The sequence below is a fragment of the Agrobacterium sp. ST15.16.024 genome (genome assembly GCF_027956545.1).
In the GTDB taxonomy this organism is placed as follows: Bacteria; Pseudomonadota; Alphaproteobacteria; order Rhizobiales; family Rhizobiaceae; genus Agrobacterium; species Agrobacterium cucumeris.
The window spans coordinates 71,164-93,531 of sequence record NZ_JAQKGO010000004.1 but is presented as its reverse complement, the minus strand read 5'-3'; the positions used below and the strand labels follow the sequence as shown (position 1 = coordinate 93,531).

General features: G+C 59.0%; 16 protein-coding genes. 10 read left to right on the top strand and 6 right to left on the bottom strand.

Features of this window, described 5'->3' with window-relative positions:
• Positions 1-39: 39 nt before the first annotated feature.
• From PL640_RS15180 to fdhD, 8 genes are all read left to right on the top strand, one after another.
• Positions 40-2,256, top strand: coding sequence for a primosomal protein N' (locus PL640_RS15180; protein ID WP_142842306.1), 2,217 nt, complete (start codon positions 40-42; stop codon positions 2,254-2,256).
• Between the two features lie 80 nt (positions 2,257-2,336).
• The gene (locus PL640_RS15175) at positions 2,337-2,723 is read left to right on the top strand and encodes an AGROH133_08824 family phage infection protein (RefSeq protein WP_271362482.1); all 387 of its coding nucleotides are present in this window, start codon (positions 2,337-2,339) and stop codon (positions 2,721-2,723) included.
• Between the two features lie 261 nt (positions 2,724-2,984).
• Positions 2,985-3,551, top strand: a complete 567-nt coding sequence (locus PL640_RS15170; protein ID WP_193559537.1) for a F0F1 ATP synthase subunit delta — start codon at positions 2,985-2,987, stop codon at positions 3,549-3,551.
• Positions 3,551-5,080 (top strand): F0F1 ATP synthase subunit alpha, encoded by a 1,530-nt coding sequence (atpA, locus tag PL640_RS15165; RefSeq protein ID WP_003492364.1) that lies wholly within the window; start codon positions 3,551-3,553, stop codon positions 5,078-5,080. The genes PL640_RS15170 and atpA overlap by 1 nt, the downstream gene beginning before the upstream one ends.
• 31 nt (positions 5,081-5,111) lie before the next feature.
• Entirely contained in the window at positions 5,112-5,990 is an 879-nt protein-coding gene (locus tag PL640_RS15160) for a F0F1 ATP synthase subunit gamma (RefSeq protein WP_142842309.1), read from the top strand.
• A 23-nt stretch (positions 5,991-6,013) separates the two neighbouring features.
• Entirely contained in the window at positions 6,014-7,468 is a 1,455-nt protein-coding gene (gene atpD, locus PL640_RS15155; protein ID WP_035221615.1) for a F0F1 ATP synthase subunit beta, read from the top strand.
• A gap of 129 nt (positions 7,469-7,597) precedes the next feature.
• On the top strand, positions 7,598-8,008 hold the full coding sequence (locus PL640_RS15150) for a F0F1 ATP synthase subunit epsilon (protein ID WP_003492358.1): 411 nt from the start codon (positions 7,598-7,600) through the stop codon (positions 8,006-8,008).
• 363 nt (positions 8,009-8,371) lie between these two features.
• The gene (gene fdhD, locus PL640_RS15145; protein WP_271362653.1) at positions 8,372-9,187 is read left to right on the top strand and encodes a formate dehydrogenase accessory sulfurtransferase FdhD; all 816 of its coding nucleotides are present in this window, start codon (positions 8,372-8,374) and stop codon (positions 9,185-9,187) included.
• Between the two features lie 43 nt (positions 9,188-9,230).
• Here the strand turns inward: fdhD and PL640_RS15140 are convergent, their stop codons facing one another.
• From PL640_RS15140 to PL640_RS15120, 5 genes are all read right to left on the bottom strand, one after another.
• Positions 9,231-10,967, bottom strand: a complete 1,737-nt coding sequence (locus PL640_RS15140) for a methyl-accepting chemotaxis protein (protein ID WP_271362480.1) — start codon at positions 10,965-10,967, stop codon at positions 9,231-9,233.
• A 388-nt stretch (positions 10,968-11,355) separates the two neighbouring features.
• On the bottom strand, positions 11,356-11,832 hold the full coding sequence (locus tag PL640_RS15135) for a chemotaxis protein CheW (RefSeq protein WP_003504949.1): 477 nt from the start codon (positions 11,830-11,832) through the stop codon (positions 11,356-11,358).
• A gap of 264 nt (positions 11,833-12,096) precedes the next feature.
• The gene (locus PL640_RS15130) at positions 12,097-16,257 is read right to left on the bottom strand and encodes a translocation/assembly module TamB domain-containing protein (RefSeq protein WP_271362479.1); all 4,161 of its coding nucleotides are present in this window, start codon (positions 16,255-16,257) and stop codon (positions 12,097-12,099) included.
• 45 nt (positions 16,258-16,302) lie between these two features.
• Positions 16,303-18,228, bottom strand: coding sequence for an autotransporter assembly complex protein TamA (locus PL640_RS15125; protein WP_271362478.1), 1,926 nt, complete (start codon positions 18,226-18,228; stop codon positions 16,303-16,305).
• A gap of 175 nt (positions 18,229-18,403) precedes the next feature.
• A complete protein-coding gene (locus PL640_RS15120) occupies positions 18,404-18,655 on the bottom strand; it encodes a YMGG-like glycine zipper-containing protein (RefSeq protein WP_003492347.1) in 252 nt (83 codons plus the stop codon).
• Between the two features lie 371 nt (positions 18,656-19,026).
• On the opposite strand from PL640_RS15120, the gene hemA reads away from it, so the two are divergent.
• A complete protein-coding gene (gene hemA, locus PL640_RS15115; RefSeq protein ID WP_142842313.1) occupies positions 19,027-20,244 on the top strand; it encodes a 5-aminolevulinate synthase in 1,218 nt (405 codons plus the stop codon).
• A 35-nt stretch (positions 20,245-20,279) separates the two neighbouring features.
• On the opposite strand, the gene PL640_RS15110 is transcribed toward hemA, so the two are convergent.
• Positions 20,280-21,473 (bottom strand): 1-deoxy-D-xylulose-5-phosphate reductoisomerase, encoded by a 1,194-nt coding sequence (locus PL640_RS15110; protein WP_271362476.1) that lies wholly within the window; start codon positions 21,471-21,473, stop codon positions 20,280-20,282.
• A gap of 186 nt (positions 21,474-21,659) precedes the next feature.
• Between PL640_RS15110 and PL640_RS15105 the strand changes: the two genes are divergently transcribed.
• Positions 21,660-22,361, top strand: a complete 702-nt coding sequence (locus PL640_RS15105) for a phosphatase PAP2 family protein (protein WP_271362475.1) — start codon at positions 21,660-21,662, stop codon at positions 22,359-22,361.
• Positions 22,362-22,368 lie beyond the last annotated feature (7 nt).

The window sequence follows — 22,368 nt, the reverse complement described above, 5'->3', positions numbered from 1 at the left end:
GTTTCCTTTTTCATTTCGCCGGGGCATGGTCGCCACATCATGGCAAAAGATTCGTCCAATCTGTTTGGAGCTCTGTTTGACCCGCCGGCGCCCGTGCGCACGGTGCCCGTTCTCGTGCCCATGCCGGCGCCCGGGCCTTATAGTTATGCCGTGCCTGAAGATATGGTGGTTGAGACCGGTTCCGTCGTTCAGGTGCCGCTCGGGCCCCGGCAGGTCTTCGGCGTAGTGTGGGACGATGCCGGCGACAAGGGCGTTGACCCCAAGAAGCTGCGGCCCATTACCAAGAGTTTCGAATGCCCGCCACTGAAGGCGGAGATGCGCCGCTTCGTCGACTGGGTTGCCGCCTATACGCTTTCGCCGCCTGGTCTCGTGGCGCGCATGGCGCTCAGAGCGCCTGCCGCTTTCGATCCAGAACCGATGATCGAGGGGCTTCGGCTGACCGAAGGCAGGCCAGAACGCCTGACCCCCGCTCGCGAACGGGTGATGGAACTGGCGGCGGAAGGGCATGGCTGGACGAAGAGCGGGCTTGCCCATGCCGCCGGCGTTTCCACCAGCGTCATCGACGGCCTCGTCAAGCAGGGAGTGTTCGAGACGGTTTTTCTGCCGGCGCCGCCTGTCGTGGCCGAGCCTGATCCCGATTATGTCGAGCCGCGGCTGGAAGGCCCGCAGAAACAGGCCGCTTCGGAAATCCTTGAAGATGTGCGCAAGGGCGGCTTTCATGTCTCGCTGATCGATGGTGTGACCGGTTCGGGTAAAACCGAGGTGTATTTCGAGGCGGTGGCGGAGACGCTCCGGCAGGGCAAGCAGGTTCTCATCCTGCTGCCCGAAATCGCGCTGACAGCGGCCTTCCTTGAACGTTTTCAGGATCGTTTCGGCGCGAAACCGGCGGAATGGCATTCGGACCTGTCGCCGCGCATGCGCGAGAAGGTCTGGCGGCAGGCGGTGACGGGCGAGGTGAAGGTGGTGGCCGGCGCGCGCTCGGCGCTTTTCCTGCCCTTCGACAATCTCGGTCTCATCATCGTCGATGAAGAGCACGACCCCGCCTACAAGCAGGAAGACCGCGTCTTTTATAATGCCCGTGACATGGCCGTCGTCAGGGCGCGGATCGCAGAATTTCCTGTCGTGCTGGTGTCTGCCACACCGTCGGTGGAAAGCCAGGTCAATGGCAGTTCGGGGCGGTACAATACCATCCACCTGCACACGCGCTTCGGCGATGCGGCGATGCCGGACCTGCATCTAGTTGATATGCGCCGCCATCCGCCGGAGCGGGGAGGGTTTCTCTCACCCGTTCTGCTGCGTGGTATCGGCAAGACCATAGAGAAGGGCGAGCAGGCGCTGCTGTTCCTCAATCGCCGCGGTTATGCGCCGCTGACGCTTTGCCGGGTCTGCGGCCACCGTTTCCAGTGCCCGCAATGTTCCAGCTGGCTGGTGGAGCACCGCTTTCGCAATCAATTGCAGTGCCACCAGTGTGGCCACAATGAGCCGACGCCGGACCATTGCCCGGAGTGCGGCACCTTCGATCATCTCGTTGCTTGCGGGCCGGGCGTAGAGCGCATTGCCGAAGAGGTGGAGAAGCATTTCCCCGAGGCCCGCACCATCGTGCTTTCCTCCGATCTGATGGGCGTTAAGCGCCTGCGGCTGGAGCTGGAGGCGATCGTCAAGGGTGAGGCGGACATCGTCATCGGCACGCAGCTCGTCGCCAAGGGACATAATTTTCCGCTGATGACGCTCGTCGGCATCGTTGATGCCGATCTCGGCCTTGCCAATGGCGATCCGCGCGCGGCGGAGCGAACGTTCCAGCTGCTCTCGCAGGTGACGGGGCGCGCCGGGCGCACAGGGTTGAAGAGCCATGGCCTGCTGCAGACCTACCAGCCGCAGCATCCCGTCATGCAGGCAATCGTTTCGGGTGATGCCTCGGCTTTTTATGAAAGAGAGATCGTCGAGCGGGAAAAGGCCGTTTTGCCGCCCTTTGGACGTCTTGCCTCGATCATCGTTTCCGCCGATACGCGCGGAGAGGCCGAAACCCATGCACGGGGTTTGAGGGCTGCTGCCCCGCAGGTGACGGGCATCATGCTGCTTGGCCCGGCGGAAGCGCCGCTGGCGCTGATCCGTGGGCGCCATCGTTTCCGTCTTCTAGTGCACGGGCGACGCAATTCCGACATGCAGTCCTTTCTTCGGACGCTGCTGGCCAATGGCCCCAAGGAACGGGGCAGCGTGCATGTGCAGCTTGATATCGATCCGCAAAGTTTCCTTTGAACTTTGCCAATCAAGGCGTTTTCCCGCTGTCATGACCGTGTCATAACGCAGCAGGCGAAAAGAATGATTTGGGGAACGAGATGGAGTTTTATTTTCCTGCCGAATTCGGCGAGCAGCTGGCCTTCGGTGCGGCAGCGGTGTCGGCCGTGATCGGCCTTTTTTTCATGTTCGCACCCGGGATGACGCTGCGCGCTTTCGGTCTTCAGCCGGCTGGTGAGCGCAGGGATGGCTATGCGCTTGTGCGTTCGTCGCTTGCCGGCTTTTATCTTGGTCTCGGCGCTGCCGCCCTGCTTCTGGCGCAGCCCATGGTCTATCTCGCTTTCGGTGCGGCTTTCGGTCTCAGCGTATTCGGCGGCATTCTCTCCATTCTCTCGGATGGAGGCGCAACCATGCGGAATTTCATACTCCTGGTTGTACACTTTCTGTTGTCCGCGCTCTCGCTGAGCTACGTCTTCGGGCTGGTCTGAGGCGGGCTTTTGGGCTTTTGTGCCGCACCAAACCCGCATCCTGAGCGAAAACGGAAAATTTAAACGCATTCCCCCTTGCCCAAACGGCGCTTTCCGCTATTACGCGTGTTGCGAGTCCCGGCGTCCTATGCTAGACGGACCGCGAAATTGGGAAAAGGCAGGGGGGAATTCCGGTCTTTTTCGGGGAAATTGAAACGATTTCAAGAATTTGATGCGGTGGAGCCCCCTCGCTGATGATCTTGGATGATTAGCAGGGAAAAAGTGCCCGTGGCAGACACCTCCCAGGGAACATCCGGTGTAGCGGAAAGGTATGCGTCGTCGCTTTTCGAGCTTGCTTTGGAAGCGGGTGCGGTTGAAGCGGTTGGAGCCGATCTGGACAAGTTCGGTGCACTTCTCGACGAAAGCGACGATTTGAAGCGTCTGGTTGCGAGCCCGGTATTTTCCGCCGAGGATCAGTTCAAGGCAATCACCGCGATCTGCGAGAAGGCCGGCATTGCCGGTCTTGCTGTTAATTTCCTCAAGGTCGTTGCCAGTAACCGCCGTCTCTTTGCCGTTCCCGGCATGATCCGCGCATATCGCACCATTGCCGCCGCCCACCGCGGCGAAATCACCGCCGAGGTCACCTCGGCACATGCGCTCGACGAGGCGCAGGAAACTGAACTGAAAGCGGCGCTGAAGAGCGTTACCGGCAAGGATGTGACGATTTCCGTTACCGTCGATCCGTCGATCCTCGGCGGCCTGATCGTCAAGGTCGGTTCCCGCCAGATCGATACGTCTCTTCGCACCAAACTTTCCACCCTTAAGCTTGCACTGAAAGAGGTTGGCTGATGGATATCCGCGCCGCGGAAATTTCCGCAATTCTGAAAGATCAAATCAAAAATTTCGGCAACGAGGCGGAAGTCTCGGAAGTCGGTCAGGTGCTTTCCGTCGGTGACGGTATTGCCCGCGTTTACGGCCTCGACAATGTTCAGGCCGGTGAAATGGTCGAGTTCCCCGGCGGCATCCGCGGCATGGCACTCAACCTTGAAGCCGACAACGTCGGTGTGGTTATCTTCGGTTCGGACCGTGACATCAAGGAAGGCGACACCGTAAAGCGGACTGGCGCTATCGTTGACGTTCCCGTTGGTCCGGAACTGCTCGGCCGCGTCGTTGACGCGCTTGGCAATCCGATCGACGGCAAGGGCCCGATCAATGCCGCCAAGCGTTCGCGCGTTGACGTCAAGGCTCCCGGCATCATTCCGCGCAAGTCGGTTCATGAGCCGATGTCGACCGGCCTCAAGGCTATCGACGCGCTCATCCCGGTTGGCCGTGGCCAGCGCGAGCTCGTCATCGGCGACCGCCAGACCGGCAAGACCGCGATCATTCTCGACACGATCCTGAACCAGAAGGCCATTCACGACAATGGCCCTGACGGCGACAAGCTTTATTGCGTCTACGTCGCTATCGGTCAGAAGCGTTCGACCGTTGCCCAGTTCGTCAAGGTTCTGGAAGAGCGCGGCGCGCTGCAGTACTCGATCATCGTTGCCGCAACGGCTTCCGATCCGGCTCCGATGCAGTACCTCGCTCCGTTCGCCGGCTGCGCCATGGGCGAATATTTCCGTGACAACGGCAAGCACGCTCTCATCGGTTACGACGACCTTTCCAAGCAGGCCGTTGCCTATCGTCAGATGTCGCTTCTGCTGCGTCGTCCTCCGGGCCGCGAAGCTTATCCGGGCGACGTTTTCTACCTTCACTCCCGTCTTCTCGAGCGCGCTGCAAAGCTCTCCGACGAAATGGGCGCAGGTTCGCTGACGGCTCTGCCGGTCATCGAAACCCAGGGTAACGACGTTTCGGCCTTTATTCCGACCAACGTGATCTCGATCACCGACGGCCAGATCTTCCTTGAAACCGACCTGTTCTACCAGGGCATCCGTCCGGCCGTTAACGTCGGTCTGTCGGTTTCGCGCGTTGGCTCTGCCGCTCAGATCAAGGCGATGAAGCAGGTTGCCGGTTCGATCAAGGGTGAACTCGCCCAGTATCGCGAAATGGCCGCTTTTGCCCAGTTCGGCTCGGACCTTGATGCGTCCACGCAGCGCCTGCTTAACCGCGGTGCCCGCCTGACCGAGCTTCTGAAGCAACCGCAGTTCTCTCCGCTCAAGACGGAAGAGCAGGTTGCGGTGATCTTCGCTGGTGTCAACGGCTACCTCGACAAGATCCCGGTCGCACAGGTCGGCAAGTTCGAGCAGGGTTTCCTCTCCTACCTCCGCTCGGAAGGCAAGGCGATCCTCGACACCATCCGCACGGAAAAGGCTATCAGCGACGATACCAAGGGCAAGCTCAAGGGCGCTCTTGATACCTTCGCCAAGTCTTTCTCTTAAATCAGGGCTCTTTTACTCGGACGGATAACGGATGCCTTCACTAAAGGATCTGAAAAACCGCATTGCCTCCGTGAAGGCGACGCAGAAGATTACCAAGGCGATGAAAATGGTCGCCGCGGCGAAGCTTCGGCGCGCCCAGGAAGCTGCGGAGGCCGCCCGGCCTTATTCTCAGCGCATGAGCGCCGTTCTTGCCAACATCGCCTCGGCGGTCGAGGCAGACGTTGCTCCGGCGCTGATGACCGGCACCGGCAAGGACGACGTGCATCTGCTCGTCGTCTGCACGGCTGAACGTGGTCTTTGCGGCGGTTTCAACTCGCAGATTTCCCGTTTTGCCCGCGATCATGCCCGCAAGCTGATTTCGGAAGGCAAGACGGTCAAGATCATCACGGTTGGCAAGAAGGGTTACGACAGCCTTCGCCGCGAATTTGCAGCCAACATCATCGAGCGCGTCGAACTGCGCGAAGTGAAGAAGGTCGGTTTTGAAAATGCCGACCAGATCGCCAAGAAGGTGATCTCGCTCTTCAACGCGGGTGAATTTGACGTCTGCACGCTGATCTATTCGGAATTCAAGTCCGTCATCAGCCAGATCCCGACCGGCCTGCAGCTCATTCCGGCCGCTACGCCTGTTGTGGAAGCGGATGAGACGACGCAGAACGCCGTCTACGAATATGAGCCGGATGCGGCTTCTATTCTGGAAGACCTTATTCCGCGCAACATTTCGGTTCAGGTTTTCCGGGCTCTGCTCGAAAACGTTGCCGGTGAAATGGGCGCCAAGATGAGCGCGATGGACAATGCAACGCGCAATGCCGGTGAGATGATCAACAAGCTGACGCTTTCCTACAACCGTCAGCGTCAGGCTCAGATCACCAAGGAACTCATTGAAATCATTTCGGGCGCGGAAGCGCTCTGAGGTAAGGAAAGAGGGTAAGGATAATGGCTAAGGCAGCTACCCCCAAGAAAACCGCAGCGGTGAACGGCGCGGGCAAGGTTACCCAGGTTATCGGCGCTGTTGTCGACGTGGCGTTCGAAGGCGAACTGCCTCCGATCCTGAACGCGCTCGAAACCGAGAACAACGGCAACCGCCTCGTTCTGGAAGTCGCGCAGCATCTCGGCGAAAACGTCGTCCGCACGATCGCCATGGACTCGACCGAAGGTCTCGTCCGCGGTCAGGCCGTCGCCAACACCGGCGCACCGATCGAAGTTCCGGTTGGTCCGGAAACGCTCGGCCGCATCATGAACGTCATCGGCGAGCCGGTTGACGAAGCTGGTCCGATCACCACGGCCAAGAAGCGCGCCATCCACCAGGATGCACCGTCTTACGTCGAGCAGTCGACCGAAGCGCAGATCCTCGTCACCGGCATCAAGGTCGTCGACCTTCTGGCTCCTTACGCCAAGGGCGGCAAGATCGGCCTGTTCGGCGGCGCCGGCGTTGGCAAGACGGTTCTCATCATGGAACTGATCAACAACGTCGCCAAGGCGCATGGTGGTTATTCGGTATTCGCCGGCGTGGGTGAACGTACCCGCGAAGGTAACGACCTCTACCACGAAATGATCGAATCGAACGTCAACAAGCTCGGCGGTGGCGAAGGCTCCAAGGCTGCGCTCGTTTACGGCCAGATGAACGAACCGCCGGGCGCCCGCGCTCGCGTTGCTCTGACCGGTCTGACGATCGCTGAAAACTTCCGTGACGAAGGCCAGGACGTTCTGTTCTTCGTGGACAACATCTTCCGCTTCACGCAGGCTGGTTCGGAAGTGTCGGCTCTGCTCGGTCGTATTCCTTCGGCCGTGGGTTATCAGCCGACGCTGGCAACCGACATGGGCCAGATGCAGGAACGCATCACCACCACGAACAAGGGTTCGATCACCTCGGTTCAGGCGATTTACGTTCCCGCCGACGACTTGACCGACCCGGCACCGGCAACCTCGTTCGCGCATCTTGACGCAACGACGGTTCTGTCGCGTTCGATTGCTGAAAAGGGTATTTACCCGGCTGTTGACCCACTCGACTCCACCTCGCGTATGCTCGACCCGATGATCGTCGGCGAAGAGCACTACGAAGTTGCCCGTAAGGTTCAGTCGACCCTGCAGCGCTACAAGTCGCTTCAGGACATCATCGCCATCCTCGGCATGGACGAACTGTCGGAAGAAGACAAGCTGACGGTTGCCCGCGCCCGTAAGATCGAGCGCTTCCTGTCGCAGCCGTTCTTCGTTGCTGAAGTCTTCACCGGTTCGCCGGGCAAGCTCGTTGCGCTCGAAGACACGATCAAGGGCTTCAAGGGCCTGGTCAACGGCGAATATGACAGCCTGCCGGAAGCAGCTTTCTACATGGTCGGCTCGATGGAAGAAGCCATCGAAAAGGCAAAGAAGCTGGCTGGCGAAGCCGCCTGATAATGAATTGGCGGGCGCGTGGTTCAACTGCGCGCCTTGCCGGCAACGGTGGCGAAACCGGAATGGTGATGCCGGCGTTGTAGCAATGAAGTCCGTGACGCCCGCGTAATTGAAAAGAAGTGAATAGCCATGGCTGACAGTTTCAAATTCGATCTCGTTTCCCCGGAACGTCTGCTCGTTTCCGAAACGGTTACGGAAGTCGTCATCCCGGCAACGCTGGGTGAGATGACGGTTCTGGCCAATCACGCTCCGACGATGACGACGATCAAGCCGGGTCTGGTGACGGTGAAGTTCGCCTCCGGTGAGACGCATAAATACGTCGTTTTCGGCGGTTTTGCCGATATTCTCCCGACCGGTTGCACGCTTCTGGCGGAATCCGCCGTTTCGGCCGATGATATGTCCCCCGACACGCTGCAGAAGCGTATTGATGCGGCCAAGGCCGAAATCGAAGAGGGCAATCACCACCACGAGCACCTGACCAAGCTTGAAAAGCACCTTTACGAACTGACGAACCTGCATGAGGTTCTCGTCGCCGCTTGAAAGCACCGGGCGGGTTCGAAAGAATGACTGCCCACACAATATTCAAAACAAAAAAGCGGCCTTTGGGTCGCTTTTTTGTTTTCGGCTATTGCCGCTCTCTGATGAGGAAAGGTCGTCTCTTCTTTTTCAGGCGCGTGTTGCGAGCCGCTTAGCCTCTCTGGAGCACTCGAGCAGAAAGCAGATCACTGCTCTGCCGGAAAATCGGCGAAAGCAAAGACGCGGTGCGTGGCCGCCGGGTCTGTTCCAGCAGGTGATGCTTGGGAAATTGATTCCGGTTTTCACCGCTATGGGCTAGATGTGATGTCGGAGAAAAATGCTGCTTTTCGATCGGGAGTGAGGCGAGGCAGTTTTGGCCATGGAGGAATGATCGCCGTGTCAGCAGAGGCAAGTTACCGAAGGTTCACGCGAACCGCGCGGCGGGAAGGGTTCATAATCGAGGGCGAGCGCTCTGTGCCGGAGGAAGTGCCGGTCGCCTTTTCATACGGCGGTAGTACGCATGCCGTGATGATGGCCAGTCCGGCCGACCTTATCGATTTCGCCGTCGGTTTCAGCCTGACAGAGGGCATCATATCATCGCGTGCCGACATCCGTTCCATCGAGGTGGTCGAGGCCGGGCAAGGCTATGATGTTCAGGTGGATCTGCAGGATGCCAATGCCGACGCCCTGCGGGCCAGAAGACGGAATATGGCAGGTCCGGTCGGTTGCGGTCTTTGCGGCATCGAATCCATAGAGCAGGCGGTTCGCGTGGTGCCGGATGTGAGCCAGGTGGAACTCTCCTTTGACGCCCATCACATCGTTGCCGCGATGAAAGCGCTGACTGACGCACAAAGCCTCAACCGGGAGACAAGAGCGGTTCACGGTGCAGGTTTTTATAGCGCTCACGGGGGATTGCTGGCGGTGCGTGAAGATGTCGGCCGCCACAACGCGCTCGACAAACTGGCCGGTGCCGTCATGAATGCGGACGTATCTTCCGGTGCTGGCATGGTGGCCGTCACCAGTCGCCTGTCGGTGGAGATGGTCCAGAAGACTGCGATCCTCGGCAGTGCCGTTCTGGCGGCGATTTCTGCACCCACAGCGCTTGCCATTGAAACGGCCGATAGGGCGGGTGTCACCCTCATTGCGCTGGTGCGGGGTGAAGACTTTGAAATCTTCACCCGCGCGGATCGTATTGTTTTCTGACATTTAAGGCCGCCTCCCTTGGCGGCCTTGCGGTTTCAGGCGGCTAAAACTCCGCCCATTCTGCTGCCGCGTTTCCGTGAGACCTTGGTGCGGAATATCGCGACTGTGGTGCCGGCAGTCTGGTAACCACGGCCGGTTTCCTGTCGGTCGGTCGGGCTGGTGTTGCCGCAGCCTCATTTGATATTGTGAATTGCCGCAGCAATTCGTGCAGGTTTTCCGCCTCATTGGCGAGGCCGTGGCTGGCGGCGGTGGTTTCCTCCACCATGGCGGCGTTTTTCTGGGTTGCCTGATCCATGACGTTGACGGCCTGATTGATCTCCCGCAGCCCGTTGGCTTGCTCGCGCGATGCCTCGACGATGGCCGAAACATTGACGTCGATTTCACCCATCTGCGATTGAATATCCTTGAGGGCGCTGCCGGTTCTGCCCACGAGGTCCACACCATTGGCGACCTGTTCGCGCGAGGTGTTGATAAGGGATTTGATTTCCTTGGCGGCCACGGCGGAACGTTGTGCAAGCTCGCGGACCTCCTGCGCCACAACGGCGAAACCTTTGCCTGCCTCACCGGCGCGGGCGGCTTCAACGCCCGCATTCAGTGCGAGAAGATTGGTCTGGAAGGCAATGTCATCGATGACACCGATAATGTTGGTGATCTCGCCGGACGAACGCGAAATGGCGTCCATCGCGGAAATCGCCTGCTGAACGATTTCGCCCGAATGTTCGGCATGATCTTTCGTTCGCAGCACCAGCTTGCCTGCTTCGCCGGCGCGCTGGCTGGCATCGCTTACTGTCGTGGTAATTTCTTCCAGTGCCGCTGCCGTCTCTTCCAGCGAGGCGGCCTGCTGTTCGGTGCGCTGCGAGAGTTGGTCGGCAGCAATGCGGATTTCGCCCGAGCCTGATGCGATGGTGGAGGCATTATGGGCGATCGTCTGCATTGTGGCCTGAAGTTTGCCGACAACTTCGTTGAAGTCCTGGCGCAACTTCTCCATGCTGGGCACGAAACTGCTGCCGAGGCGCTGCACAAGATCACCATCGGCCAGCGCCCGCAGTGCATCGGCAAGAACAGTGATGGCGCTCATGCGTGGCGTTACGTCGGTGGCAAATTTCACCACTTTCACCACTTTGCCGGCGTCATCCAGAACAGGATTATAGGCGGCCTGAATCCATATTTCCTTGCCGTTCTTGCCATAGCGAACAAATTCATCCGAGATGAATTCTCCCGCTGCCAGCCGCTGCCAGAAACTGGCATAGGCGGGCGAGGCGGCATAGGCCGGATCGCAGAACATGCGATGGTGCCTGCCCTCGATTTCCTTGAGGTCGTAATTTACAGTGGCGCAGAAATTTGGATTGGCGGTGATGATCGTGCCGTCGGGAAAAAACTCGATAGTGGCCTGCGAGCGCGAAAGCGCCTCCAGTTTGCCGGCGTCTTCTGCGGCTTTGATCTTCTTGGCGGTGATATCGGTAGCGATCTTGATCACCTTGTAGGGCTTGCCCGAGCGAAAAACCGGATTGTAGGAAGCCTCGATCCAGATAACCGCGCCATCCTTGCGAATACGCCGATATTCCTTGGCCTGAAACTCGCCACGGGCGAGAGATTCCCAGAACTCCTGATAGGCACGCGATGCGGCGAATTCGCCGTCGCAGAAGATGCGATGGTGCTTGCCGGTGATTTCGGCAAGATCATAACCCAGCGCTGCGCAGAAATTGCGGTTTGCCGTGAGAATATTACCTTTAAGATCGAATTCTATGACCGCCTGCGATCTGGAGATCGCATCGAGCATGTTTCGGTTATCTGCGCTTTTCCCTAACCCCAGCATTGGACGTCCCCCGAATATCGGCCACAGCGCGGCCAGCCGCATAAGAGGATGCGTTCCGCGCCGTATCATGTTGAACAACGAACAGGTTTGCCGCCAAAAGCGGCAATGCAGGCACTTGCGTCTTGTCGGCCTAGGTCAGGTATCGGACCCGCGAGATGCGTGTCGGTGCGGTACTGATTTTCAGCTTTTAATATTAGATATCTATAATATTAAAATGTTCTTATTTACAAAACACAGGAATAGAAAAAACAAAACCGCCGGGCGATGCTCCGGCGGTCTGGCCTGATTGTCGATATCTGGAACGAAACGGGCTCGTCTCTTTTGTCTGCGTCAGAATGCAAACCTTTGAGGGTTAAGCCGCGAGATCTTCCGCTTCCGTTCCCTTGAACATCTTTGCAAGATTCAGGAAGCAGATCATGCCATGTTCGTTGGCGATGATGCCTTCGGAATAGGACTTGTCGAAAGAGGCGGAGATTTCCGGAACCGGCTGAACCTGGTTTGCCGGGATCGTCAGGATGTCGGACACGCGGTCAACCAGCATGCCGATGACCATGTTGTGCACTTCAGCCACCACGATGGCGCTTCTTTCATTGGCGACGGTGCTCTTCATGCCGAGCTTGTGGGCCAGATCGATGATCGGAATGACCGAGCCGCGCAGGTTCATGACGCCGATAACGTCTTTCGGCGCGTGGGGAATAGGCGTGGAAGGCGCCCAGCCGCGAATTTCGCGGATAGTCGTCGTCTTCACGCAGAATTCCTGATCGTGCAGGCGGAACGCGATGATTTCCAGCGTCTCACCGCCAAAATTGGTAGAGTTTATCATTGCCATCAGAATTCTTCCCAATGCTCGCTGTGGAGGCCGGCGCAAGTGCACCGACACTTGCATATGCGGATTTGGCGTTCTGCCTGGTGCCTGAACAGCCGGAAATACTATTTCCGTCTTCAATGGAAGATTCGTAACATGAGATGGTTTCGCAAACCTAAATGCGAACGGCTCTGAAGTGTTTTCGTTTTCTTCGAATCGCGAAAACACTTTCTTTTTGATTTACGCATTGTCTGGACGTAAACCCGCTACGCATTTTTACTGGCGTGCTCAGTATTCTTTCTCGTAAAATATACCGGCTGCGCCTTCGCCATCGCCGCCCGCCTCACCGCGCAGTTTCACGCCGCGCCCGACATCAAGGTTGATGATGGCTTTGGCACCGGATTCACCGCTCTGCTGCAGTTCGAGATAGGTTCTCTCATTCAGATATTTGCCGGCGGAAACGCGGGCCTGACCCTCTGAATCGGTGGAAATATCCAGATCATCGACGCCGAGATTGCTTCTGAGCTTGTCGAACAGCGAGGTTGAGCGACCGCCGGCCAGCTGGGCCGCGGCATCTGCCAGCCGGGCGATCTGCAGGGCGGAGAGTTTCGACATGGACTGGCCAAAGATCAGCTGCGCCATGACTTCATCCTGCGGCAGGGCAGGGGCCGAGGAGAAGGCGAATGTCGGGTCGTTGGCATTGCCGGAAACCGCAACCGTGACGGTGGTTGAACCAACCGTCGAGTCCGCCTTCATATCGAGAACCGGGATGAGGCCACCACCGAAGCTGATGTTGCCGGTGGTGAAATCAAGACGACGGGTGAGGATTTCCAGCCGGCCGCGGCGCATTTCAAAGCCGCCGGAAATGACCGGAACGGCCGCCGTGCCGCGGATCGTCAGATTGCCGGTCAGTTCCGCGTCGATGCCGCGACCGCGCACGAAGATGCCACTCGGTGCATTCACCTGCAGATCGAGATTGATGGTGGAGGAACTGCCGCTGCCGCCCTGATCGCCCCCTAGCGCTTTCGCCTGCGCACGTACCTTTGGCGGGGCGTTCTTATGCTTGACGTCGATTTCCGTCAGCGAGGCCGGGAGTTTTTCCGGAATGGTGATGGCGCTTCTATCCAGCGTCAGGTTGCCACCCAGAACTGGCGAGTTCAGCAGCGGACCTTTTAGCGTCAGCGTGCCGCTCACCACCGTGGTTACCAATGTTCCATCATTATAGCCGGCACGATCCAGCGTGATCGAAATATCGGCCGGGAAGCCCGACCCGCCGGCAATACCGACGCTGCCTGTTCCTGAAATCGTTCCGCCGCCCGCCAGCTTACCCGTCAAACGGGAGATGACAGCGCGGTCGCGATCGAAGGTGATGGTTGCGCCCAGTCCGTTGACGGTCAGGTTGCGGCGCACGTCGGTCAGGCGTGTGCCATCGGTGGTGATGCTGCCGGTAATAACAGGTGCTGTGGCGCTGCCGGAAATTTTTACGTCGATGGCAGCCGTGCCGTCCACATCAAGACCCTGGGCGGCGGTCTGCGCCGCGACAGCGGAGAAAGGCAGCCTTCCGGTAAAGGCCATGGAGAGCGGGCGATTGCCGGCGATGCCGAGAGAACCGCCGCCCGAGAGCGCCATGCCGCCCTGGCCGGTCACGTTGGTGTCGATCTGCAGCGTACCGCCGGCGAAACGGCCGTTCGCCTTGATGCCCAGCGCTGCGAGCCCGGTGGCGCGGGTCTGTGAGACCTCGGCATTCGCCCAATTGAGATTATAATCGACCGAGGGGTCGGATGCCGCGCCCTTGGCGCTGACGGTGCCGGATATGCTGCCTGCCGCATCCAGCCCGGCAGCAAAGGCGTTTGCAAGACTGGCGGGAAGCGAACGGATGTCGGCATTGATGTCGAGCGCCGATCCGGCGGTGCCGTTGACCTCAATGCGCCCGTCGCCGGTGATGATGGTCAGATCGGAGATGCGCGCCGTGCCATTCTGGATTGCAATGATGCTTGGTTTTTCAAGCCGCACGGCAATGCCCTTGGGGGCGGCGGAAAAGGCGTCGAGCCTTACCGTCATCGGCGTTCCGCCGGTATCGGCGCTGCCCTTCACCACCAGCGGTGCATTGTCGTAACGGCCGTTGACGTCGAATTGCGTTGTCGTGCCGGAATGGCCGATGGTGGCGTTCAGGCCGGAAATCGAGGCGGCGCCGGCATTGACGCTGTCGGCACTGACCTTGCCATTGATGGCGAGCGCCTGCAGGTCGTCGATGGAGATATCGGCGGCGAGCTTGGAGATTGTCGTCGTGCCCTGACGGATGCTGCCGCCATTGGCCTTTATCGTTGCGGCGATCCGGCCATTGGCGTTGCTCAGCGCGATATCGCCGGCAATATCGCCATCCGCCTGCTGCGCGGCAAGTGCGGCCAGCAGGGCAAGATCTGGGAAATTGAAGGAAAGATTGCCTGTCGGCAGGAATTGCTGCGAGAATTGCAACTGCCCGTTCAGCAGGTTGCGGCCGACGGCCACATGCAGCTCAGGTATCGCCGTACCGTTTTCCGTTTGCACCACATTGGCGTTGGCGTCGATCTTCTGCCGGTCGAGGCTGCCGCTGGCGGTGAGTTTCGCCTGCGGTGCTGCGGGATCCGCCTTGCCTGCAGCATTGATTTTCAACGCTTCGAGGGTTCGTCCGGCGAGAACTGCGCTTTCAGAACTCAGGGTGACGTTGAAATCCGGTGCGGAAATTGCACCGGTGGCATCGATTGCAAACTCGGCGACACCCTTTGCCTGCGGTGTCAGCTTTTCGAGAGCGGGGAATCTGCCGGTCAGGCTGGCGTTTAACGCATCGTTTTCCAGGCTGACATTGCCGGCCGCTTCGATCGTTCCGGATTTGACGGTGAGGTTCTCAACGCTGATGCGCCCGCCAATGGTCAGGTCGATATCGCCCTGCAGGGCGATTGTAGTGTCGAATTTTTCTACCAGCGCCGGCGGCAGGGTGGCCGGCAGGGCGAAGAGCTGCACGCTGGAGGTCAGGCGGTTATTGGCGAGATCAAAACTGCCGTTCAGGGTTCCGCCGACACTGGCGCTTTCGAGCGTTGCACCGTCAAAGCCGATGGCGGAAGAGGTGAGGCTGAGTGGTGCCTTGATGGTGAGTGGCGCACGCACCAGCCGGTCGATATCAGGGCTGACAAAGGATGATTGCGTAACTGACAGGACGGTGGCGATGGTGCCGCTGCGGCTGGCGATGTTGAGGTCGGTGCTTTCGGCCGTCAGTTTGACGTCGTCAAGCCGGCCCTGGGGCAGGGCAAGGCTGCGCAATGATGCTGTGGTCTTCAGATGCGCGGCATCCGCGTTGCCCTTCAGGGAAAGGTCGAGGCCGTTGATGAGGGCCTGAACTTCGCCATTGCTGAGAGGCCAGCGGAAATCAACGGGACCGGCGGTGCCGATGAGGTTGGCGGCGAGATCGTTTTGACCGTTCGGATCGATGGTGCCGGAAGCGGTCAGCAACAATGCGCCGGTCTCCAGCGTACTGCTGCCGATTTCGATGCGGCCCTGCGGTGACAGCGTGGCGTTTGCATCGAGCTTCGTCTCACCGGCAAAAAGCTGGCGGAAGGCGGGGGGGAGGAGCAGATCCGGCTGACCACCGCCCGCGATCTCGATACGGCGCGTGCCGTCATCGCCAAGAATATGGCGGCCGTTAACATTGACGACGGGGTTACCGGCGACATTGCCGCGCAGCGTGCCGGTCCAGTTGGAAAGCGGCCCTTCGCCGTTCACATCGATCGCCACTGCGGGCGTACCGGGCAGCGAAAGCAGCGTGGCGAGAAGCCCGCCTTCGGGCTCTTTCATCTCCGCTTTCAGCTTCAACACATTTTCATTCGGCAGGAAGGCGATGTCGGCATTCACGGCGGCATCCACCGCATTCATCCGATGGGCTGTAAGCGACAGCCTGATATCGTCACGGGCGGCCTTGAGATTGCCTTCGGCCGTCAACTCGAAAGGGCTGCCGAGAAGTGATTGCCCAAGGCTGATATCTGGAAAGCTGAAATTATCGATGCCGACTTCAATCGGCAGCGAAGAACTGCCGGAGCTTTTGGTCGTCGTCTGCTCGGAGGCAAGCGGTTTACGCTCGACGTCGATCGATCCGGCCGAGACCCGGTCGGCATGAAAGGTTCCGGCAAGAAGCGAGAGCGGCGACCAGTCGACGGCGATCTGGTTCACGCGGGCATAGGGTCCCTGTCGGTCCGAAAGGGTGACGTTGTCGAGCCGCAGGCGGCCGGTCAAAAGGCCGCTCGGGGGGGAAATCTCGATTGTCTGATCGGGCGTCGATACAAGTGCTGAAATCTGCTTTGCTGCAATTCTGGCGCCCATCGGTGTAAATCCGACGAACAGAACCGCAAGCAGCACCAGCACCACGCCGCACAAGGCAACGTAGCCCAGCCATTTCAGCAATCGAATCAACGTTTTCATCAAAGGTAATCTACACTCTGCTTTAAGGGTGTTCGATGGCGGTGTTTAAAAAGACTGGCCGATGCCAGCATAAATGCCGAAACTGTTACCGCCCTCATATTTATCAAGCGGCATGGCAACGTCGAGACGCAAAGGCCCGAAGGGCGTTGCGTAACGCAGGCCGATGCCGGCGCCTGCCCGGATATCGGAAAAATCTGGCGCCACATCTTCCGAGACTACACCCGCATCGATGAAAGGCACGATGCCGATGGTATCGGTGACCTTGATGCGGGCTTCCACGGACCCTACCACATAAGAGCGGCCGCCGGTTGCGTCGCCTGCTGCATTATAAGGTGATATTTCCTGATAGCTGTAACCGCGCACCGATCCGCCGCCGCCGGCATAAAAGCGCCGGGTGGTGGGGATGTCCTGCAGGTCGCTGCCGCCGACGAGCACGCCGCCGGAAAGCTTTCCGGCCATGATCAGCCGATCTTCCGCGCCGAGCCCCTTGTAACCGCTGATCGAGCCTTCGAACGACGAGAAGAACGTGCCGTTCAGCGCCTCATAGCTGGGCTTGGCGGCTATCGAAGCACGAAAACCTTCGGTGGGATTGAGCTTGTCGTCGCGCGTATCGCGAACGAATTCCAGCGGGATGGAGGTCGTCAGATATTCGTTCTTGCCGAAGGCGTCTTCGGTATCGGCCCACTGTACTTCGAGGCCCGCGGCGGCGGTGTCGGTATCGTTGAGCTCATAGGCAAAGCCGGCCGTGCCCGTCACCGTCTTGGCATCGTATGTGTCGGGATGTTCTGTCTTGGCGATCAGGCTTGTCTTGAAGGTGGTGCGCGGGTTGAACATGCCGGGCTTGGTGAAGGTAATGCCAGCTGAATAATCCATGCCTTCGACGCTGGATGCCTCGGCGATGCGTGAGACGGAGCCTTCGATACGCAGCGACTCCGCCTGTCCGAACAGGTTCCGGTGACCCCAATAACCCTGGAGGCCGATGCCCTCCGTGGTGGAATATTGCGCGCCGACACCGAAATAACGGTGCTTGCCTTCAGACACTTCGATGGTGAGCGGAATGGTGCCGTCGCGCGCCAGCGTGCCCGCTTCCTTGATCGTCAGGCTGGAGAAGACGCCCAGCTGGCGCAGCCGGTCCGCGGCCTTGCGCAGCTTTTCCGGCGAATAGGGTTCGCCGCCATTGAGGCGCGAATAACGGCGGATGAAATCACCGTCGACGGTTTTTTCGCCGGTGACGGCGACTTCGCCCAGGGGCGCAACAGGCCCACCTTCAGCTGCCATCGTGATGTCGACCGTGTTCGTCGCATGATTGGCGACCGCCTCGCGCTTCGTCAGCTTTGCGAGCGGCCGGCCTTCCGCCTTCAGATCGTCGATCAGCTTGTTGCCGGCGCGGATGATCGCCAGAGACCCGGCATCTCCGCCGGTGACGAGGCCGTATTCCTCGAGGTTACGGCCCGTCACGTCACCTTCGAGCCGGACGCTGCCGAGCGTGAATTTCGGACCTGGCGTCACCGTTATGACCACTGGTACGGGCGCGCTGTGATCAAAGACGGGATTTGGCGGCAGGGCATCCACATCCCTGCCGGCGACGGTGATCTTGACGATGCCGCCGTAACGGGCATTTTCGTAAAGCGCCGCGATCAGCCTGTCCCTGTCGTCTCTCGCCTTAATCAGAAGGCCGAGATCGCCGGAGGCGGGCTTGTCCTTGTCGGCGAGAAGAAGCGAGCTGTTTTCAAGGCTGCCTTTCAACGACTTGTCTGCATCACCTGCATCAAGTGTCACGGCGTATTTGACGGGATTGATAACCTCGACCTCGGGTTCTTCCGAACCCCAGAGGCGCATGCCGAACAGTTTGAAGGCAAAGGCGTCACGGGTAAACACCGGATACAGGGCGAACGTGAAAGCAACCGCAAGTGCGGTGCCAGCTTTCCGATACGCAATACCTGTCTTCGGCTTAGTTCGTGTTCTTTGCATAAGCTGCTTTATGGTTGAGCATTTATTTTGGCTCCAACCCGTTTCCTGTCCGTTAACATTGCAATTTAATCATAAATAAACGGCGTTGAGGACCCTTCGGCTTGCGTTTTGCCGGCCTTAACGCAAAAAGCCCCGGGTGACCGGGGCTTCTGTGCAACGGTATTTCGCGATGCGATTAACGGCAACGCGCCGTGTAACGCTGACCGTACTGGTCGCGATAATAGCAATAGCCCGGCTCGGAAGCATTGCCGATCAAGGCACCGCCTACGCCGCCGATGGCTGCACCCACTGCCGCGCCACGAACATTGCCCGTGATAGCGCCGCCAAGGACCGCACCGGAAACGGCACCGATCGAAGCACCCTTTTCGGTCTGCGTGCAGCTTGCAAGCGACAGGCCGACCAGCGCAAATATGATTGCCTTTTTCATGAAACTCTCTCCAACGTTACAATGAGCTCTTCGGCTCGGTAGGCGTCCCATATTTATCTGCGGCGACTGCTACCTCCGACCGCCACAGATAACTAACAATTCGATGCCGTTAAGGGAAGCCTCATGTTTCGGGGATTCCTCCGCGCGTAAATCGATTGCGTGCCAGACAACGGGGCTACGCGAAAAAGGTTCCAAAATTCGTGGTTTTTTGATGTGAATCAATTTTGTACTTTTCATCGGCGGCTATAAACGGTTTATTGGAATGGTTCAAAACAACGGCGAATTGACGCAGACGCGGTTAAAGTGGCCCAAAAGGGTTGACGGTCCCGGTGTCGGAGCGGAAAACGGTCTGGTCAATTCTGGAGCATGGCATGGACTTCGAGGCATTTTTCACGACGGAACTGCAAAGCCTGCATTCTGAGGGACGTTATCGCGTTTTTGCGGATATCGAACGCCAGCAGGGCAATTTTCCCCGCGCGACACGGTATAACGCCAATGGCGAGCGCAAGGACGTAACGGTCTGGTGCTCCAACGACTATCTCGGCATGGGCCAGAACCCGAAAGTCATCGAAGCCATGAAAGCGGCGATCGATCACTGTGGCGCGGGTGCGGGAGGCACCCGGAATATTTCTGGTACCAACCATTATCACGTCCTTCTTGAACAGGAACTTGCCGATCTGCACGGCAAGGAATCGGCGCTGATCTTCACCTCGGGTTATGTGTCCAACTGGGCAACACTTGGTACACTCGGCCAGAAGATTCCGGGCCTCATCATTTTCTCCGATGCGCTGAACCATGCTTCGATGATCGAGGGCATTCGTTATGGCCGTTGCGAGCGGGTGATCTGGAAGCACAACGATCTCGAAGATCTCGAGGCAAAGCTCAAGGCTGCCGATCCGAACGCGCCGAAGCTCATCGCCTTTGAATCCGTCTATTCGATGGATGGCGATATCGCGCCGATCAAGGAAATCTGTGATCTGGCCGACCGTTATGGCGCCATGACCTATCTCGACGAAGTTCACGCCGTTGGCATGTATGGTCCGCGCGGTGGCGGCATTGCCGAGCGCGAAGGCCTGATGGATCGCCTGACGATCATCGAGGGAACGCTTGGCAAGGCCTTCGGCGTCATGGGCGGCTATATTACCGGTTCTACGGCGGTCTGCGATTTCATCCGCTCCTTCGCCTCCGGCTTCATCTTCACCACGGCCCTGCCGCCGTCGCTTGCCGCCGGTGCCATTGCTTCGATCCAGCATCTGAAGGCAAGCCCCTTCGAGCGCGCCCGCCATCAGGACCGGGTTCGCAAGCTGCGCGGCCTTCTCGATGCTCGCGGTATTCCGCATATGGATAATCCGAGCCACATCGTGCCTGTCATGGTGGGTGATGCCGCGAAGTGCAAATGGATTTCGGATATTCTGCTCGACAGTCACGGTGTCTATGTGCAGCCGATCAATTACCCGACCGTGCCGCGCAAGACAGAACGTCTGCGCATTACCCCGACGCCGCTGCATACCGATGCCGATATCGAGCAGCTGGTCGGTGCGCTGCATCAGCTCTGGTCGCATTGTGCACTGGCGCGGGCGGTGGCGTGAGGCCTTAATTCAAATAAAAGCAGATCGGGCCGCGTTTACGCGGCCTTTTCTTTGGTGGAGATCAATTCACGGGCGTGGCGTCGGGCTTCCTCATCCGCTGCGAAGACATCTTCCATCGCGGCGGCTGAGCGGCCGTCATGCATGCGGTCCATGACCGTTTCGACGATTTCGGCCATGTCGAGGAAGCCGATGCTGCCCGCGACGAAGGCATGAAAGGCGGTTTCTTCCGCTGCGTTCAGGGCGGCACCCTGCAGACCGCCACGCTCCAGCGCCATACGGGCGAGCCGCAGCGCGGGGAAGCGGGTTTCATCCGGCGCCTCGAAATCGAGCCGCGCCAGTTTTGCGAAATCCAGCCGCTCAACGTTGAGATGACCGCGCTGAGGATAGGTAAGGGCATAGGAAATGGCGGTGCGCATGTCGGGAGAGCCGAGCTGAGCGATATAGGAACCGTCGCTGTAACCGACCATCGAGTGCACGATTGATTGCGGATGGACGATCACCTCCACCTGATCGGGTCTGAGGTCGAAGAGGTATTTCGCCTCGATCATTTCCAGCCCCTTGTTGAACATGGAGGCGCTGCCGATGGAGACCTTCAGTCCCATCGACCAGTTGGGATGGGCGCGGGCAATATCGGCCGTGACATTGGCCATCTCATCGCGTGACCAGGTGCGGAATGGCCCGCCGGAGGCCGTCAGCACGATGCGCTCCACCGCCTGCTTGTGATCGCCCGTCAGACACTGGAAAATCGCGCTATGTTCGCTATCGACCGGGATCAGCCTGCCGCCGCCCTGTTTGACCGTGCGCAGAAAAACATCACCGGCTGAAACGAGGCATTCCTTGTTGGCAAGGGCGATATCGGCGCCACGCCGGGCGGCTGTCAGCGTCGGGGCAAGGCCAGGCGTCCCGGCAATCGCCGCCATCACCCAGCCGGCATCCATCGACGCCGCTTCTTCAAGGCCCGATTTGCCAGCCGCAACTTTTATGCCGGTGCCGGCAAGGGCGGATTTCAATTCTTCATATTTGTCATCTTCGGCCGTCACCACCATCTGTGCGCCGAATTGACGCGCCTGCTCTGCCAGAAGTGCGATGTTTCCCGCGCCGGTCAGCGCCATGATCTGGAATTGCTCGCGGCCGCCCAGCTGATGCACGACATCCAGCGTGCTGGTGCCGATCGAACCGGTGGAACCCAATATCGTCAGTTTGCGTGGCATTTCACTGGCATTCGTCATCTTCGGTCCGTCAGTATCGTGCGGTTCGCACCTTTTGGAGCATGTCATTCTTGCGAAACCGCTGCACGGTTTCGGTGACATGCATTAGCCTCTACTCGCGAAAATCAGCCATAACAAGGATAAAGCCCGGCTATTGTTTTTGCGGATGGCAAAGCCATATGCAAGAAAAACGATGAGAGGACTTAGATGCGACGTTTCCTGGTTTCCAGCGGATGGATTTTTGCGGCAAGCCTTGTGCTGGTGCTGGTCTTTATTCCTCTCGATCCTCGTCTTTCCGAAAGCGCGCAGGCCCTGCCCGGAACGATCATCTCCTTCAATCGTGCCATCACCGATTTTGGAACCTTCAGCTGGATGCTCTATTCCACGGGCGCTCTTGCCATTCTTGCCTATGTCGGCGCACGGGTTTTGCAGGCGCAGACCTATGCCGGACGCTTGAGAACCGCGTGGCGGCTTCTCGCCTATTTTTTCCTGACGATCGGAACGGCAAGCATTCTCGTCCATACGCTGAAATTCCTGATCGGACGGGCGCGGCCGGAGCTTTTCCTGGAAATGGGCGCCTATAGCCTCACCCCGTTTACCGGGGATAATCTCTATGAGAGCTTTCCTTCCGGCCATTCGACCGCTGCCGGCGCGTTTTTCGGTGTTTTTGCCATGCTGATGCCGCGCTTCCGCTGGGCCTTCCTTTTATTCGCCCTTGTCATCGGCGTTTCGCGTGTCATCGTTGGCGCGCATTATCCAAGCGATGTCGCCGCCGGGCTGCTGCTCGGCATGTGGACGGCCATGGCCTTCGCTTTTATTTTCGCCCGGTCCGAAATGCTGTTTCGGTTTGATGCCTATGGCTGGCCGCAGCCGAAAAATGCAAATCTTCCGGTAGCGGATCCGCGATAGGGACGTT

Bases quoted from the DNA above. Each gene is read 5' to 3' on its own strand.
- PL640_RS15175 (WP_271362482.1), top strand. From the start codon at position 2,337: ATGGAGTTTTATTTTCCTGCCGAATTCGGCGAGCAGCTGGCCTTCGGT.
- PL640_RS15105 (WP_271362475.1), top strand. From the start codon at position 21,660: ATGCGACGTTTCCTGGTTTCCAGCGGATGGATTTTTGCGGCAAGCCTT.
- PL640_RS15150 (WP_003492358.1), top strand. From the start codon at position 7,598: ATGGCTGACAGTTTCAAATTCGATCTCGTTTCCCCGGAACGTCTGCTC.
- hemA (WP_142842313.1), top strand. From the start codon at position 19,027: ATGGACTTCGAGGCATTTTTCACGACGGAACTGCAAAGCCTGCATTCT.
- PL640_RS15160 (WP_142842309.1), top strand. From the start codon at position 5,112: ATGCCTTCACTAAAGGATCTGAAAAACCGCATTGCCTCCGTGAAGGCG.
- PL640_RS15125 (WP_271362478.1), bottom strand. From the start codon at position 18,228: ATGCAAAGAACACGAACTAAGCCGAAGACAGGTATTGCGTATCGGAAA.
- PL640_RS15135 (WP_003504949.1), bottom strand. From the start codon at position 11,832: ATGGCAATGATAAACTCTACCAATTTTGGCGGTGAGACGCTGGAAATC.
- PL640_RS15120 (WP_003492347.1), bottom strand. From the start codon at position 18,655: ATGAAAAAGGCAATCATATTTGCGCTGGTCGGCCTGTCGCTTGCAAGC.
- PL640_RS15110 (WP_271362476.1), bottom strand. From the start codon at position 21,473: ATGACGAATGCCAGTGAAATGCCACGCAAACTGACGATATTGGGTTCC.
- fdhD (WP_271362653.1), top strand. From the start codon at position 8,372: ATGATCGCCGTGTCAGCAGAGGCAAGTTACCGAAGGTTCACGCGAACC.
- PL640_RS15130 (WP_271362479.1), bottom strand. From the start codon at position 16,257: ATGAAAACGTTGATTCGATTGCTGAAATGGCTGGGCTACGTTGCCTTG.
- atpD (WP_035221615.1), top strand. From the start codon at position 6,014: ATGGCTAAGGCAGCTACCCCCAAGAAAACCGCAGCGGTGAACGGCGCG.
- PL640_RS15180 (WP_142842306.1), top strand. From the start codon at position 40: ATGGCAAAAGATTCGTCCAATCTGTTTGGAGCTCTGTTTGACCCGCCG.
- PL640_RS15140 (WP_271362480.1), bottom strand. From the start codon at position 10,967: ATGCTCGATGCGATCTCCAGATCGCAGGCGGTCATAGAATTCGATCTT.
- atpA (WP_003492364.1), top strand. From the start codon at position 3,551: ATGGATATCCGCGCCGCGGAAATTTCCGCAATTCTGAAAGATCAAATC.